The organism is Aromatoleum sp., from assembly GCF_035254505.1.
Lineage (GTDB): Bacteria > Pseudomonadota > Gammaproteobacteria > Burkholderiales > Rhodocyclaceae > Aromatoleum.
In genome coordinates, this window is sequence record NZ_DATFAO010000065.1 from 45323 (window position 1) to 60137 (window position 14815).

A 14815-nucleotide genomic window follows, 5' to 3' on the forward strand; every position below is an offset into this window, starting at 1 on the left:
CGAGGAACACGCCCATGGCTCAAGACGTCGCCATCATCGGTATCGGCCTGCACCCCTTCGGCCGCCACGACACGCTCTCCGGTCGCGCGCAGGGCGCGATCGCGCTCCGTGCCGCCCTCAAGGACGCCGGCATCGGCTGGGAATCGGTCGGCATCGCCTACGGCGGCAGCCACGACGCCGGCAACGCCGACGCGCTGTGCAACGACCTCGGCCTCACCGGCCTGCCCTTCGTGAACGTCGCGAACGGCTGCGCCACCGGCGGTAGTGCGCTCGCGAGCGCCGTCGCGGCGATCCGCTCAGGCAGCGCCGAGTTTGCGGTCGCAGTGGGCTTCGACAAGCACCCGCGCGGCGCCTTCAATCCGCACCCGCGCGACTGGGGCCTGCCCGACTGGTACGGCGAGACGGGGTTGATGCTCACGACCCAGTTCTTCGCCCTCAAGACGCGCCGCTACCTGCACGAGCACGGCATCAGCGAGGACGCGTTGGTGCGCGTCGCGCAGCGTGCCTTCCGCAACGGTGCGCTCAACCCGAGCGCGTGGCGGCGGCGCGAGATGAGCTACGCGGAGATCGCCGAGTCGATGCCGGTGAACCTCCCGCTGCGGCAATACATGTTCTGCAACCCGGCCGAAGGCGGCGCCGCGCTGGTGCTATGCCCCGCCGAGATCGCGAAGCGCTACCACCCCAAGCCGATCATCGTGAAGGCGGCCGTCGTGCGCACCCGCCACCACGGCTCCTTCGAGGTCTTCAGTCCGGCGCTCTCGGCACAGCAGGCACCCGCGCCGACGGTGACTGCGTCGCGCGCCGCCTTCGAGCAGGCCGGCGTGGGCCCGCGCGACATCGACGTGATGCAGTTGCAGGACACCGACTCCGGCAGCGAGATCATCCACATGGCCGAAAACGGCTTCTGCGAACACGGCGAGCAGGAACGCTTGCTGCGCGACGGCGAAACCGAGATCGGCGGGCGGCTGCCGATCAACACCGACGGCGGCTGCCTCGCGAACGGCGAACCGATCGGGGCCTCGGGCCTGCGCCAGGTGATCGAGATCTGCACGCAGCTGCGCCAGGAAGCAGGCGCGCGCCAAGTGCCGGGCGACCCGCGCCTCGGCTACACCCACGTCTACGGCGCGCCGGGAGTCAGTGGCGTGACGATCCTGCAGCGGTAGGCGCGAAGTGCTCTGGCGCAAGCAGATGGCGGACGTCCCCTTCACAGGGACCTACCGGCGACAGATCGACCTCGCCGCGCTCGACGCGTCGACGGTCGTCGGCTGGCTGGAGGACGAGTCCCACCATTTCGGGCTCACCCTCGTCCATGACGGCGCGCACATCCGCGAACTGCGCATCGCCGCGGCGCGCTACCCGTGGTCGACCTGCGCCGAGGCCGACCGGCCGCTGCAGGCACTGGTCGGCAAGCCGCTCGTCGCGCGTGCCTCGCAACTCGGCACGCTGGCCGACGTGCGCCTGCAATGCACACATCTGTTCGACCTCGCGAGCCTGATGGTCGCCCACGCCCATGCGGGCCGAGGTCACCGGCGCTATCACGGCACCGTGGAACCGCTCGCGGCGCTGCACCCGGATGTCCCCGAGGGCTGGCTGCGCGCGGCGCTGCGCCGCGACGGCGTCGTGGTGTTGCAGTGGGATCTGCACGACGACCGCATCATGGCGCCGGCTGGCCACGCCGGGCGCACGATCTACCACGGCTTCCGCGACTGGACCGAGACCCTCGACGCGGAGGAGGCCGAGCAGGCGCTGGTGCTGCGCCGCGTGGCCTTCGTCTCGAACGGGCGGCGGATCGCGATCGAGCATCTCGGCTCGGCGGCCGAACTCGGCCAGGCGCCGGTGTGCCACTCCTTCCAGCCGGCGCAGCGCGAGCATGCGATCCCGATCCCGAACTCGCGCCGGCGCTACGACACGACGCCCGAGGAGATGCTCGGGCAGGTAAAGCGAAAGCCCTGACGGGTGCAAGAACAGGAGAGGGTTTGAAATGCAGAACTACACCGATTTCACCGACAAGGTCGTCCTCGTCACGGGCGCGAGTCGCGGACTGGGCCGCGCGATCGCGCTGGGCTTCGCCGAATGCGGCGCCGACATCGTCGCGACGAGCCGCTCCGCCGAAGGCTGCGCGGAGGTGGTCGCCGAAGTGCAGCGCATGGGGCGCCGCGCGGTCGCGATCGGCTGCCACGTCGGCAAATGGGACGAACTGCCGCGGCTCGTCGCCGGCGCGCTGGAGGCCTTCGGCCGCATCGACGTGCTGGTCAACAACGCCGGCATCGCACCGGTAGCCGACTCGTCCTCGGCGGTGACCGAGGAGCTTTTCGACAAGATCCTGGGCGTCAATCTGAAGGGTCCCTTCCGCCTCGCAGCCCTGGTCGCCGACCACATGCGCGCGGCCGGCGGCGGTTCGATCATCAACATCACTAGCACCGCGGCGGTCCGGCCCGAGCCGGTGTATCCGGTCTACGCCGCCGCGAAGGGCGCGCTCAACATCATCACGCGCTCCCAGGCGATGGAGTTCGGGCCCACGGTGCGCGTCAACGCGATCATGGCCGGCCCGTTCTGGACGGACATCTCACGCAGCTGGCGCGAGGACTACGACCGCAACGCGCCGTCGGCCGTGAAGCGCATCGGCCGGCCGGAGGAGATCGTCTCGAGCGCCCTCTACCTTGCCAGCGCACGATCGAGCTACACCACCGGCGCGATCATCCAGGTCGACGGCGGGATGCTGTAACCGTCATGCCGCCTACTCCTCCACGCGGTATCGGGACAGGATCGCCAGCGAGAGCAGGCCGACGAGCACATAGGCGCCCGCGACCGGACGAATGGTGCCGTCGAAGAGGAAGCCGACGACGAAACTGATCGGCGCCGCGATCATCGTCGACACGAAGCCGAATAGGGACGCGGCGGTCCCGGCGATGCTCCCCAGCGGATTCATGACCGTCGCGGTCAGATTCGGCAGCAGCAGTCCGAACGCAAACATGCCGCAGGCCTGCAGCAGCATGAACGCCGGCAGGGACGCCTGGCCGGCCACGGCGAGCGCAAATGCCACAGCATTCGCGGCGACGAGCGCCCACAGCGCGTAACGGATCAGCCGCCGGCTGCCATACCGGCGCACCAGGCGTGCGTTGGCAAACGACGCGACTGCGGTGGTCAGCGACACCAGCCCCAGCAGCGGCGTGAAACTCATGCCGGCGCCGTAGGCGATCTGGAAGATTCCCTGCGCCGACGACAGGTAGCCCAGCTGCGCCCCGACTACGAGGCCGAAGACCGGTATGCCCGCCGCGGCCGCCGGCGTCCTTGCGACCGTCCGGCAGGCAGCGACGAGCGAGGCCGGGGAAACCGAGCGTCGCCCGCCGGGCGCCCGCGACTCGTCCAGACGCAAGCACGCCCACGCCAGCGTCGCCACGCCGACTCCCGCCGTGGCCGCGACCAGCCAGCGCCAGGAGCCGACCATCAGCACCAACTGGCCCAACATGGGCGCGACGACGGGCTCGAACAATAGGCCGGCCATCGCAAGCGACATCACGTGGGCGAGTTGCACGCCGGCATGGCGGTCGCGGGCGATCGAAAAGGTCACGACGCGCACGCCGCCGGCGCCGAAGCCCTGCAGCAAGCGCCCGGCGAGCAGCGCCTGGAAGGTCGGCGCCAGCGCGGCCATGACGCTGCCGCAGATGAAAAGTAGCACCCCCGCGAGAAACAGCGGCCGTCTGCCGTAACGGTCGCTGAGCGGACCGAACAGCAGCTGCGCCGGCCCGACGCCGAGCAGCAGAACGGCGACCACCGCCTGACCAAGATTGGCGTGCGCCAAGCTGAACTCGTCACCGATCGCGTGCAGTGCCGGCAGCATCAGGTCGACGGCCACCGCGCCGACCATCAGCCCGACGGCGATGAAGCCCACGAATTCCGCCGCCCCCATGACCGGCGCGGCCGGACCGACGGCACCCACGGTCAGCACGCCATCGGCGACGTCCTCAGCCGAGCTATCGGCCATGGAATTGCGGCTTGCGCCGGGCGACAAACGCCGCCACCGCCTCCGCGAAATCCTGCGACGCCGCACCCGCGAGAAAGGCCTGACGTTCTGCGTCGAGCTGCGTGGCGAGATCGCTTTCGAGCGACGCATTGAAGAGCCGCTTCGTGCGCCCGAACGCCCCGGTCGCCTGCGCGGCGAGGCGTTGCGCGAGCGCCATCGACTCCTCGTCCAGCGCGGCGTCGGCCACGACCTTCGTCACCAGCCCGAGCGCCAGCGCGCTCGCGGCATCGATGCGCTCGTCGAGCAGCGCGATCTCCATCGCCTTGCGCACCCCCACGAGCCGCGGCAACGTGTGGCTGCCGCCGCCGTCGGGCGAGGCCGCGAGCTGACAATAGGCGAGCTTGCAGTTCGTCGTGTCGCTCGCGACGACGAGATCGCACGCGCACATCAGCGAAAAGCCGAATCCTGCCACCGCGCCGCGCACCGCGCCGATCACGGGCTTGCCCATCGTGCGCAGTCGGCTCACCGCATCGCTGACGTCGGAGATCAGCGCGCCGAGGCGTGCGTCGCGCTCCGCCGCAGGCAATTCCAGCCACTCCGCGAAGCAGCGGATGTCCCCGCCGGCCATGAAGTGCGGCCCGGCACCGGTGACGATCACGCAGCGCACCGCCGGATCCTCCCCCACCTCCGCAGCGACGCGGGAAAACTCGCTCGCCATGTCCGGGTCGATCGCATTCAGCGCCTCGGGCGCGTTGAGCACCACGCGCGCGACCGCGCCCTGCCGTTCGACGATCACTTTCGCCGTCATCGCCGCGCCCTCACAGCGTATTGACCGTATGGCCGCCATCGACCACCAGCACCGATCCGGTCATATAGGACGAGGCCTCGGACGCGAGCAGCAGCAACGGCCCGGTGAGTTCGCCGCCGCGGCCCAGGCGCCGCAGCGGGATGCGTTTGATCAGCGCCTTGCCGGCATCGCTGCCGAAGAAGTCCGCGTTCAGCGGCGTCTCGACGTAGCCCGGCGCGAGCGCATTGACGCGGATACCGTAGCGCGCGAGTTCCAGCGCCATCGCCTTCGTAAGCTGGATGAGCGCCGCCTTCGACGCCGAATACGCCGGCAGCTGCTGGGCGACTCGCAGGCCCAGGATCGACGAGATGTTGATGATGCTGCCCGCCTTGCCGGCGTCCTTCATCGCGCGCGCGACACGCTGCGCAACACGCCAGGAGCCATTGAGGTTCACGTCGATGATGCCGTTCCAGTCCTGCTCTTCCACGTCGAGGAGTGGCTTGGTCTGCGTGACGCCGGCGTTGTTCACGAGGATGTCCGGCACGCCGACCGTGGCGACGATACTCGCCAGCGCGTCGTCCACGCTCTCGGCCCGCGTCACGTCCATCGCGACGGCATGCGTGCGGATGCCCTCCTCCCCGAAGCGCGCGGCCACTTCCCGCCCCTGCTCGATGCGCCGCCCGGCAAGGACGACCGTCGCGCCGGCGCGGCCGAGGTCGTGTGCAAAATCGAGCCCGAGCCCGCCGAAGGCGCCGGTCACGAGGGCGATCCGGCCCGAGATGTCGAACAGCGCGGCCGGCGCCGCAGCACGTGTATCGGTCATGCGTGCATCTCCTCGGGTTGCGCATGGGATGTGGCCGCGAGGAAGCGCGAGAAGTGTTCGTCGCGACTTCCGAACAGGGCGGCATTGACCATCAGCCGGCGGAAATAGTGGCTCACGTCGAGCTCCTCGGTAATGCCGAGGCCACCGTGCATCTGCACCGCCTCGTTCGCGACATGGCGTGCCGCCGTGCAGACATAGGCCTTGGCACCGCTGACGATGCGCCCGCGTTCGGCTGCCGGCAGCGACAATGCGTCCTGCGCCGCACGCGTCAGGGCGGCGATCTCCTCCTGCAGCAGGAACATGTCGACCGCGCGGTGCTGAAGCGCCTGGTTGGTGCCGATCGCGCGGCCGAACTGCTTGCGGATCTTCAGATATTCGCAGGTCGTCGTGACCAGCGCCCGCACGACGCCCAGCGCTTCGGCGCAGCAGGCAACGGTCGCGTGGTCGAGCACGTCGGCGATCGCCGCCGCGGCAGGCGTGCCGTCGTCCGGATCGAGGCGCTCGGCTGGCACCCCGGCGAAGTGCAGGTTCGCCGCACCGCGGCCATCGACGAGGCGGTAGCGCCGCGTCTCGATCTCCACCGAACGCGCATCGACGAGGAACAGGCGCTTGCCGCCACCGTGATCAGCATCCGCCGCCGACACGATCAGGCGATCCGCGATGTCGCCGTGCAGCACCGCGATCTTGTGGCCGCTGATGCGCCCGCCGCGCACTTGGCAAGCTGTCCCGCCGGCCGGCTCCGCATCGGCGAACGCGAGCTTCAGCGTACCGTCCGCGAGCTGCGGCAGCAGCGCGTCCTGCTGCGCCGCGCTGCCCTGGCTGCGCAGCAGGCCGGTGCCGATCAGCGCGCTCGCGAGGATCGGTTCCATCAGCAGGCGCGTGCCCACGACTTCCATCAGCGCGCCGACCGCGAGCGGATCGGCATCGAGGCCGCCGTGCGCCTCCGGCAGGCGCAGCGCGAGCCAGCCGAGTTCCGCATAGTCGCGCCACGCCGTTTCGCTGACACCCGCCGGATCGGCGAGCACCGCGTGGCGCTGCAGAAAACTGTAATTGTCGGCCGCATAGCGCGAGGCGCTGTCACGCAGCATCCCGGCCGTTTCGAGGTCCATGTTCATAGCCCCAGTACTCCCTTCGCGACGATGTTGCGCTGGATCTCCGACGCGCCGCCGAAGATCGTCGCGGCGCGGTTGTAGAAGTGATCCTTGACGATGCCGCCCGCGTCCTCGGGCCCCAGCGGCGGCGCGCTCGCGGCGTGCAGTGCGGCGGCGTCCCACGCGATACCGGCCGGGCCCAGGAGGTCGATCGCGGCCTCGGCGATGTCCTGGTAGAGCTCCGTGCCGCGCAGCTTGATCAGCGAGGCCTCGCCACCGTGGTCGGTACCGCGCATCATCGACTCGACGGCCTGGTAGGACGCGACCTCGAGCGCCAGCAAGCGCAGCTCCAGCTCACCGATGCGCGCGGCAGTTCGCTCCGGCGAAATCTGCGGCTGCTCGCGTGCGAGCGCCTTCAGCCGCGCCAGCGCGTGGCAGGCCATGCCGAGCAGCGCGCCGGCGGTGCGCTCGTTCTTCAGCAGGTACTTGGCGTAGGTCCAGCCCTCGCCTTCGGCGCCGACGAGGTTCTCGGCCGGCACGCGGACGTTTTCGAGCCACACCTCGTTCACATGCACGTAGCCGTCCATGGTCGGGATCGGCTTCACCGTCACGCCGGGGCTCTTCATGTCGATCAGCAGGAAGGAGATCGACTTCTGCGCCTGCTCTCCGCGCGCGGTCTTGACCAGGCAGAACAGCCAGTCCGCCCATTGCGCGTAGGTCGTCCACACTTTCTGGCCGTTCACGACGTAGTGGTCGCCCTCCCGGATCGCTTCGGTGCGCAGCGCGGCGAGATCGGAGCCCGCTCCCGGTTCGGAATAGCCCTGCGCCCAGAAGTCCTCGGTCGTCGCGATGCGCGGCAGGAAGCGGCGCTTCTGTTCCTCGCTGCCGAAGGCGTAGATCACCGGCCCGACGTACTTCACGCCGAAGGGGATCACCCACGGGCAGCCCAGTCGCGCGAGTTCGTCCTCGAAGGTAAAGCGCTCGAGCAGCGACCAGCCCTGCCCGCCGTGTTCCTTCGGCCAGTGCCCGATCGCCCAGCCCTGGTCATTGAGCAGGCGCATCCAGCGCACGTAGTCGTCCTTGTCGAGCACCTGATGCAGGCGCGACTTCCTTTTCAGGTCCTCAGGCATCACGCGGGCGTAGAACTGGCGGATGTCCGCCCTCAGTCGTCCGGCCTTGTCGCGGGCTTCGCTTAGCGTTTCTGTCATAGGGCTTCCTGCACGTGGATCGTCGGTGGGTTTGTCCGAAGTTCGGTATCTCCGGAAGCGGGCTTCAGCTCGCCCCGCCCTCGCACGCGAATCGCCATGCCGCGCTCGCGAGGGGGCGGATGTTGGCGGCGATCTCGGCGGCATTCGCCGACGCCGCATTGCCGCCCTGCAGCCGGTGCGCAATCCCCTGCAGGATCGCCGCCGTGCGAAACAGGTTGAAGGCGCGATAAAAAGGGTGGTTCGCATCGACCGCGAAGCCGGTGCGCTCGCAGTAACGCGCGATGTAGCGCTCCAGCGTCGGGATGCCGAGCGCCGCCAGATCGGCATCTGCGAGCGTGCCGCGCGCATCCACGCCAGGCGGGCGGTACCACTCCATCGCGTGGTACATCAGATCCCCCAGCGGATGCCCCAGCGTTGACAGCTCCCAATCCACGACGCCCACCACGCGCGGCTCGGTCGGATGGATCAGCAGGTTGTGGAAGGAATAGTCGCCGTGGATGATCGACGACAGGCCGTCGTCGGCCGGCAGCGCAGCAGGCAGCCACGCGATCAGCTTGTCCATCTCGGGGATGTCCTGCGTCCGCGACTGGTCGTACTGCTTCGACCAGCGCGCGATCTGGCGCGAGAAGTAATTGCCCGGCCTGCCGAAGTCGGACAGTCCGAGCGCCGCGAAATCGACCGTGTGAAGCCGCGCCAGCGTCTCGTTGACCGAGTCGAACACCGCGGCGCGCTCGGCGGGATCGAGGTCGGGCATCCGGCAATTCCAGAAGATGCGGCCCGGCACGTGGCGCATCACGTAGAACATGCTGCCCAGCACCTCGCGGTCTTCGCACAGCACGAAGGGCGCCGGCACCGGAAAGCCGGGCACCTGCGACAGCGCCTGGATCACGCGGAACTCGCGGTCGACCGCATGCGCGGACTTCAGCAACACACCGGGCGGCTGACGTCGCAGCACGAAGTTCTGCGAAGGCGTTTCGAGCAGGTAAGTCAGGTTCGACTGTCCCCCCTGGAATTGCCGGACGGTCAGCGGCCCGCGAAACCCCGGCAGGTGCTCGCGGAGGTAGTCGCACAGCCGCTCCTCGTCGATGCGGGCGACTTGGTGGATCTCCCCCACCTCGCCGATGTACGCCTTGGGTTCATCAGCGGTATCCGCCCCTTCGGCGCCCGCCGTCTCCCTCGTCAAGCTGCTCGTCATTTCACCCATGGCATTCATTTATCCGATTGTTGTGTCGTGCGCGCCGTGGGCGCCATCACGTGCATCTCCGCAGGATTCCGTGGAACCCGGCATTCGTCCGGTTTCCGCGCCGCACTCCCGTCCGTCCATACGGTCGATTGCCGGGCAATATTGAGCCCTGGTGCGTTCTTACCCGACGGTTGAACGGACGATACTCGACCGACCGGTCGGCTGTCAACGTGAAAAATCCGTAAAACCCCGGCGTGCCGCCGGAAACAACTTTCCCATTGACACTCGACCGCCCGGTCGGTAGGCTTAAACGGAAGCGGTCGGAAACGGTGCAAACGCGCGCTGTCGACCGCGTCCGCAAGAGCGTCGGGCAAAGGCCCGGCCGGCAGCGCACACTTGACGACGCATCACAATTCTCTTGGAGACCGAAGGTGAGAGACAGGAACGCATTGTTCAACTCGGAGCTGCTGACGGAGCTCGCGCCCTTCACGATCTCGGGCTACGACCTCTTCCGCGAGGTCATCGAGACGGATGGCGCCGTGCCAGCGAAACTGAAAGGCCTGTTCGCCGCCGCAGCCGCGTGCAACCGCCGCTACCCAGCGCTCGCCCGCAAGGAGCTCGACCGCGCGGCACGTCTCGGCCTGACCCGCAACGAGGCCGCCAGCGCGCTGATACTGCTAAGCAGCCTGCGCGGCGAAGGCGCGGCGCTCTCTTTCGACGCCATGATCCGCGAGGTCTATCCGCCCTCGGCTCACCAAGGGCATCCGGCGCCGCATCAGCCGGAACTGGTCCGCGCCGCCCCGGGCGAGGCCGAAGCCAATTTCAAGGCTTACTTCGGCACCGTCCCGCCCGCGTTGGCGACGCTGCTGCGTCTCGCCCCGAAAGGCGCCGACGGCTACTTCCTGATGCGCAAGGGCACGATCGACTGCAACCAGCTCGACCGCAAGGCCGCCGAACTGATGCTGATCGCGGTGCTCGCCTCCGACTACAGCCCCCAGGCAGCGACGCACATCCGCGCCGCCCGCGCGGTCGGCGCGACCGACGAGGAAATGGCCGAGGCCATCCTGTGCGCCGTTCCTTCCGCGGGCATCGCCGCGTGGATGGCGGCCGGCGTCCTGATCGAGGCCCAGTAATGGCGGCGACCGCCAATCGCCGGTGGCTGCTGCGCCGCCGTCCCGAAGGACGGGTCGGGCGCGACGATCTGGAACTCGCCACCGCATCACGGCCGGCGCCCGCCGACGGCGAGGTTCTGGTCCGCATCAAGCTTCTCTGCATGGACCCGACGATCCGCAACTTCATGGATGCCGATGCCGGCTACGGCGTGCCCGTCGCGTTGGGCGACGCGATCCGCGGCATGATCGTCGGTGAGGTCGTCGAATCGCGCGATCCGACTCATGCCGTCGGTAACCTGGTGTGGGGCTTCGGCGAGTGGAGCGACTACGTCGCACGCCCGGCTGCGCAATTCTTCGCGCTGCCGACGCGTTTCGGCCACCCCCTGCCCGCCTACACCCACGTCCTCGGCACCATCGGCCTGACTGCGCATTACGGACTGCATGACGTCGCCCGCATCCAGCCCGGCGACACGGTGCTCGTGAGCGGCGCCGCCGGCGCGGTCGGTTCGCTCGTCGGACAGATGGCGCGCATCGCGGGCGCCTCACGCATCGTCGGCATCGCCGGCGGCGCGGACAAGTGCCGCCGTGCGATCGAACGCTACGGCTACGACCATTGCGTCGACTACAAGGACGACACGCATCTCGATGCCGCGCTCGGCGCGGCCTTCCCGGACGGCATCGACGTCGTCTTCGAGAACGTCGGCGGCGCGATCCTCGAAGCCGCGCTGAACCACCTGCGCAAGAACGCGCGGGTCGCGCTGTGCGGGATGATCGCGCGCTACGGCGCGAAGGAGCCCGTGCCCGGCCCCGGCAACCTGTGGAACTTAGTGGTCAACACCACCCGCATGCAGGGTTTCCTCGTCACCGACATCGTGCGCGACCGCGCACGCACGGACAAGGCGCTCGCCGACATCGACACATGGATCCGCGACGGCCGCCTGCGCTACGACATCGACGTGCGCACCGGCTTCGAAAACATCCCCGACATCTTCAACTGCCTGTTCACCGGCGCCCATGAGGGTCGCCTAGTCGTGCAGATCGATCAGGACCGCGCGTCATGAGCCAGCTCAGCTACATCCGCCACGGCGACATCGCCGTCGCCACCGTCAACAACCCGCCTGTCAATGCCCTGAGCCTCGGCGTGCGCCAGGGGCTGATGCAGGCGATCGAGGCGAGCCGCGCCGACAAGAGCGTTCGCGCCCTCGTCATCATCGGTGGCGGCAGCACCTTCGTCGCCGGCGCCGACATCAACGACTTCGGCAAGCCCTACGAAGAGCCCAGCCTCTACGCAATCATCGACGCGCTGATGGCCAGCCCCAAACCGGTGATTGCCGCAATCCACGGCACCGCTTTCGGCGGCGGGCTGGAGCTCGCCCTCGCGTGCCAGTGGCGCATCGCGAGCCCCGACGCGCAGATCGGACAACCCGAAGTGAAACTCGGCCTGATGCCCGGCGGCGGCGGCACGCAGTGGTGGCCGCGGCTCGCCGGCCCCGAGGTGGCGCTGGCCGTCACCACCAGCGGCAACCCGGTCACCGCGCGCCAGGCCCACGAATGGGGCGTCATCGACCGTCTCGCCGAAAGCAAGCTGCTCGAAGACGCGCTCGCGATGGCGCAGGACGTCCTCAGTGGTGCGCTGCCCGCACGCCGGCTCGCCGAATCCACCGACAAGATCCGCGGCGTCGATCCCGCCCTCTTCGACGAATTCCGCAAGAAGAACGCGCGCAAGTGGAAGGACCAGCTCGCGCCGTGGAAGATCGTCGACTGCATCGAGGCCGCCTGCCGGCTGAGCTTCGACGAAGGCTTCCGGCTGGAGAAGGAAGCCTTCCGCGAATGCGAGCACAGCACCCAGAGCCGCTCGCTGATCCACCTCTTCTTCGCGGAGCGCGCCGCCGGCAAGCTGCCGGACACCGACGCCGCGGTCCGTCCTGCCCCGGTTGCGACGGTCGGCGTCGTCGGCGCGGGCACGATGGGCGCCGGCATCGCGATGTGCTTCGCCAACGCCGGCCTGCCGGTCACGCTGCTCGACACCTCCGATGAAGCTCTCGCGCGCGGGATGAAGATCATCTCCGGCAACTACGCGACCTCCGTGAGCCGCGGCAGCCTGCCGCAGGCACGCGCCGACGTCGCGCTCGCGCGCATCCGCACGACGACCGACGACGCTGCGCTCGCCGACGCCGACCTCATCGTCGAGGCCGTTTTCGAGGACATGGAGATCAAGCAGGCAGTGTTCCGCCGCCTCGACGCGGTCGCCAAGCCCGGCGCGATCCTCGCGACCAACACTTCGACGCTCGACGTCGACGCGATTGCCGGGGTCACCTCGCGCCCCGGCGACGTCCTCGGCCTGCATTTCTTCAGCCCCGCGAACGTGATGCGCCTGCTGGAAGTCGTGCGCGGCCCGCGCACCGCGCCGGAGACGCTCGCCACCGCGATGGCGGTCGCACGCACGCTGCGCAAGATCGCAGTCGTCTCCGGCAACGCCTACGGTTTCATCGGCAACCGCATCCTCGGCGCCTACGGCCGCGAAGCCGACTTCCTGCTCGAAGAAGGCGCGACCCCGTGGCAGATCGACCGCGTGCTCACCGAGTTCGGTTTCCCGATGGGTCTCTTCGCGATGCGCGACATGGCCGGTCTCGACGTCATCTGGCGCATCCGCCAACAGGAAAACCTGACCCGGCCGGCGCACTTGCGCTACTCGACGATCGCCGACCGCATCTGCGAGATGGGCCGTTTCGGCCAGAAGACCGGGCGCGGCTACTACCTCTACGACGGCCGCAGCCCCACACCCGACCCGGAGATCGAAGCCCTCATCGTCGACGTGTCCGCCGAGCTCGGCATCACCCGCAAGGAAATCCCGGACGCCGAGATCCTGCAACGCCTGCTATGCGCGATGGCGAACGAAGGCGCCCGCATCCTCGAGGAAGGCGTCGCACTGCGTGCCGGCGACATCGACGTCGTCTATGTGAACGGCTACGGCTTCCCCGCCACGCGCGGCGGCCCGATGTGGTGGGCGCACGAAGCCGGACTCGCGTCGATTCGCGATGCCGTCACGGCCTATCACCAGGTGCACGGCGAGTACTGGACGCCTTCGCCGCTCCTCACGCGCGCCGCCGAAGCCGGAGGCGACTGGGATGCCGCACACATTTTTTCTCACCCACCAACCACCACTACAGGGAGCGCATCAGATGCGTGACGCGGTAATTGTTTCCGTCGCCCGCACCCCCATCGGCAAGGCCTATCGGGGTGCCTTCAACAATACCCAAGGGCAGGCCCTCGCGGGCCACGTCGTGCGGGCCGCCCTCGACCGCGCCGCGGTCGAATCCGACGCGGTCGACGATGTCGTGATGGGCTGCGCGATCCAGCAAGGCACCACCAGCTTCAACGTCGGTCGCCAAGCAGCCCTGCGCGCTGGGCTGCCGGTCAGCGTTCCCGGCATGACCGTCGACCGCCAATGCGGCTCGGGTCTGATGGCGATCGCCACTGCGGCCAAGCAGATCATCGTCGACGGCATGAATGTCGCCGTCGCCGGCGGCGTCGAGTCGGTGTCGCTGGTGCAGAACGAGCACTACAACATGTTCCGCATCCAGGACCCGGTGCTCGACGAGCGCGTCCCTGCGCTCTACATGTCGATGCTGGAGACGGCGGAAATCGTCTCGCAGCGCTACGGGATCAGCCGCGAACGCCAGGACGAATACGCCCTGCGCTCGCAGCAACTCACCGCCAAGGCGCAGGCCGAGGGGCGCTTCGCCGACGAGATCGTGCCGATGGAATCGGTCATGGCGCGCTTCGACAAGGCGAGCGGCAACACCTTGTTCGAGCCGGTCACCCTGGACCGCGACGAAGGCAACCGGCCGCAGACGACATTGGAAGACCTCACCAAGCTGCAACCGGTCTTCACCGGCGGACAGATCCTCAAGGAAGGCCGCTGCGTCACCGCCGGCAACGCTTCTCAGCTGTCCGACGGCGCCGCTGCGCTGGTGCTGATGGAGGCGGCAGAAGCCTCTCGACGAGGACTCCCCCCCCTCGGTCGCTATCGCGGCATGGCCGTGGCGGGATGCGGCCCCGAGGAGATGGGCATCGGCCCGGTACTTGCCGTACCCAAGCTCCTCGCCCGGGCCGGTCTCAAGGTCGACGATATCGACCTGTGGGAACTCAACGAGGCCTTCGCATCTCAAGTGCTGTACTGCCGCGACACGCTCGGCATCCCCGACGAGCGCCTCAACGTGTCTGGCGGCGCGATTGCCGTTGGCCACCCCTACGGCATGTCAGGCGCGCGCATGACCGGCCACATCCTGCTCGAAGGCCGCCGCCGCAAGGCCAAATATGGCGTCGTGACGATGTGCGTCGGCGGTGGCATCGGCGCCGCCGGACTGTTCGAAATTTTCTAAAAAACCGGCATTGACAAATATCACTGTCGTGGTATGGTTTCACTTAACCGACCGACCGGTCGGGTGCGTAAATCGAGTGCCGGGATGCCCCGGGCTTGAATCAAAAATCTCTCTGGAGCGGAGTTAGCCATGGAATTGGAAAAGGACGTCATTCAGTACGAAGTTGCCCCCAACGGCATCGCCACGATCTGGCTGAATCGGCCGCACAAGCGCAACTGCGTGAGCCCGCAGCTGCTGAAGGAACTCGAGAAGGCGGTCGACC

13 protein-coding genes are annotated in these 14815 nt (G+C 68.5%); 7 read left to right on the plus strand and 6 right to left on the minus strand.

The window, feature by feature from the left end; all coding sequences use genetic code 11:
* The first annotated feature begins 14 nt into the window (after positions 1-14).
* Genes VJ673_RS13155 through VJ673_RS13165 form a run of 3 tightly spaced genes read left to right on the plus strand, consistent with a single transcriptional unit; the run spans position 15 to position 2725 of the window.
* Entirely contained in the window at positions 15-1163 is a 1149-nt protein-coding gene (locus VJ673_RS13155; RefSeq protein ID WP_324126565.1) for a thiolase family protein, read from the plus strand.
* Positions 1164-1170: 7 nt separating this feature from the next.
* Positions 1171-1953, plus strand: coding sequence for a DUF2889 domain-containing protein (locus VJ673_RS13160; protein ID WP_324126566.1), 783 nt, complete (start codon positions 1171-1173; stop codon positions 1951-1953).
* 28 nt (positions 1954-1981) lie between these two features.
* Complete coding sequence (locus VJ673_RS13165) at positions 1982-2725, plus strand: SDR family NAD(P)-dependent oxidoreductase (RefSeq protein WP_324126567.1); 744 nt, start codon at positions 1982-1984, stop codon at positions 2723-2725.
* 12 nt (positions 2726-2737) lie between these two features.
* Here the strand turns inward: VJ673_RS13165 and VJ673_RS13170 are convergent, their stop codons facing one another.
* The 6 genes from VJ673_RS13170 to VJ673_RS13195 form a co-directional block, all read right to left on the minus strand.
* A complete protein-coding gene (locus VJ673_RS13170; RefSeq protein WP_324126568.1) occupies positions 2738-3985 on the minus strand; it encodes a multidrug effflux MFS transporter in 1248 nt (415 codons plus the stop codon).
* Positions 3975-4772 (minus strand): enoyl-CoA hydratase/isomerase family protein, encoded by a 798-nt coding sequence (locus VJ673_RS13175; protein ID WP_324126569.1) that lies wholly within the window; start codon positions 4770-4772, stop codon positions 3975-3977. Before VJ673_RS13175 ends, VJ673_RS13170 begins: the two co-directional genes overlap by 11 nt.
* Before the next feature lie 10 nt (positions 4773-4782).
* Positions 4783-5574: an SDR family NAD(P)-dependent oxidoreductase gene (locus tag VJ673_RS13180; RefSeq protein WP_324126570.1), complete on the minus strand. Its 792-nt coding sequence runs from the start codon at positions 5572-5574 to the stop codon at positions 4783-4785.
* The gene (locus tag VJ673_RS13185; RefSeq protein ID WP_324126571.1) at positions 5571-6683 is read right to left on the minus strand and encodes an acyl-CoA dehydrogenase family protein; all 1113 of its coding nucleotides are present in this window, start codon (positions 6681-6683) and stop codon (positions 5571-5573) included. Before VJ673_RS13185 ends, VJ673_RS13180 begins: the two co-directional genes overlap by 4 nt.
* 2 nt (positions 6684-6685) lie before the next feature.
* Positions 6686-7873: an acyl-CoA dehydrogenase family protein gene (locus VJ673_RS13190; protein ID WP_324126572.1), complete on the minus strand. Its 1188-nt coding sequence runs from the start codon at positions 7871-7873 to the stop codon at positions 6686-6688.
* Between the two features lie 64 nt (positions 7874-7937).
* Entirely contained in the window at positions 7938-9077 is a 1140-nt protein-coding gene (locus VJ673_RS13195; protein WP_324126573.1) for a phosphotransferase family protein, read from the minus strand.
* Positions 9078-9487: 410 nt separating this feature from the next.
* Here VJ673_RS13195 and VJ673_RS13200 point away from each other — a divergent pair, with 410 nt between their 5' ends.
* Genes VJ673_RS13200 through VJ673_RS13215 form a run of 4 tightly spaced genes read left to right on the plus strand, consistent with a single transcriptional unit; the run spans position 9488 to position 14553 of the window.
* A complete protein-coding gene (locus VJ673_RS13200) occupies positions 9488-10189 on the plus strand; it encodes a carboxymuconolactone decarboxylase family protein (RefSeq protein WP_324126574.1) in 702 nt (233 codons plus the stop codon).
* Positions 10189-11229: an NADP-dependent oxidoreductase gene (locus VJ673_RS13205; protein WP_324126575.1), complete on the plus strand. Its 1041-nt coding sequence runs from the start codon at positions 10189-10191 to the stop codon at positions 11227-11229. Before VJ673_RS13200 ends, VJ673_RS13205 begins: the two co-directional genes overlap by 1 nt.
* The gene (locus VJ673_RS13210) at positions 11226-13358 is read left to right on the plus strand and encodes a 3-hydroxyacyl-CoA dehydrogenase NAD-binding domain-containing protein (RefSeq protein WP_324126576.1); all 2133 of its coding nucleotides are present in this window, start codon (positions 11226-11228) and stop codon (positions 13356-13358) included. Before VJ673_RS13205 ends, VJ673_RS13210 begins: the two co-directional genes overlap by 4 nt.
* Positions 13351-14553 carry an acetyl-CoA C-acyltransferase gene (locus VJ673_RS13215; protein ID WP_324126577.1) on the plus strand — a complete coding sequence of 401 codons (1203 nt, stop codon included), beginning with the start codon at positions 13351-13353 and terminating at the stop codon, positions 14551-14553. Before VJ673_RS13210 ends, VJ673_RS13215 begins: the two co-directional genes overlap by 8 nt.
* Positions 14554-14815: the final 262 nt, after the last annotated feature.

Coding starts and splice junctions, on each gene's coding strand:
- VJ673_RS13155 (WP_324126565.1), top strand. CDS start 15: ATGGCTCAAGACGTCGCCATCATCGGTATCGGCCTGCACCCCTTCGGC.
- VJ673_RS13165 (WP_324126567.1), top strand. CDS start 1,982: ATGCAGAACTACACCGATTTCACCGACAAGGTCGTCCTCGTCACGGGC.
- VJ673_RS13170 (WP_324126568.1), bottom strand. CDS start 3,985: ATGGCCGATAGCTCGGCTGAGGACGTCGCCGATGGCGTGCTGACCGTG.
- VJ673_RS13175 (WP_324126569.1), bottom strand. CDS start 4,772: ATGACGGCGAAAGTGATCGTCGAACGGCAGGGCGCGGTCGCGCGCGTG.
- VJ673_RS13180 (WP_324126570.1), bottom strand. CDS start 5,574: ATGACCGATACACGTGCTGCGGCGCCGGCCGCGCTGTTCGACATCTCG.
- VJ673_RS13185 (WP_324126571.1), bottom strand. CDS start 6,683: ATGGACCTCGAAACGGCCGGGATGCTGCGTGACAGCGCCTCGCGCTAT.
- VJ673_RS13190 (WP_324126572.1), bottom strand. CDS start 7,873: ATGACAGAAACGCTAAGCGAAGCCCGCGACAAGGCCGGACGACTGAGG.
- VJ673_RS13195 (WP_324126573.1), bottom strand. CDS start 9,077: ATGGGTGAAATGACGAGCAGCTTGACGAGGGAGACGGCGGGCGCCGAA.
- VJ673_RS13205 (WP_324126575.1), top strand. CDS start 10,189: ATGGCGGCGACCGCCAATCGCCGGTGGCTGCTGCGCCGCCGTCCCGAA.
- VJ673_RS13210 (WP_324126576.1), top strand. CDS start 11,226: ATGAGCCAGCTCAGCTACATCCGCCACGGCGACATCGCCGTCGCCACC.
- VJ673_RS13215 (WP_324126577.1), top strand. CDS start 13,351: ATGCGTGACGCGGTAATTGTTTCCGTCGCCCGCACCCCCATCGGCAAG.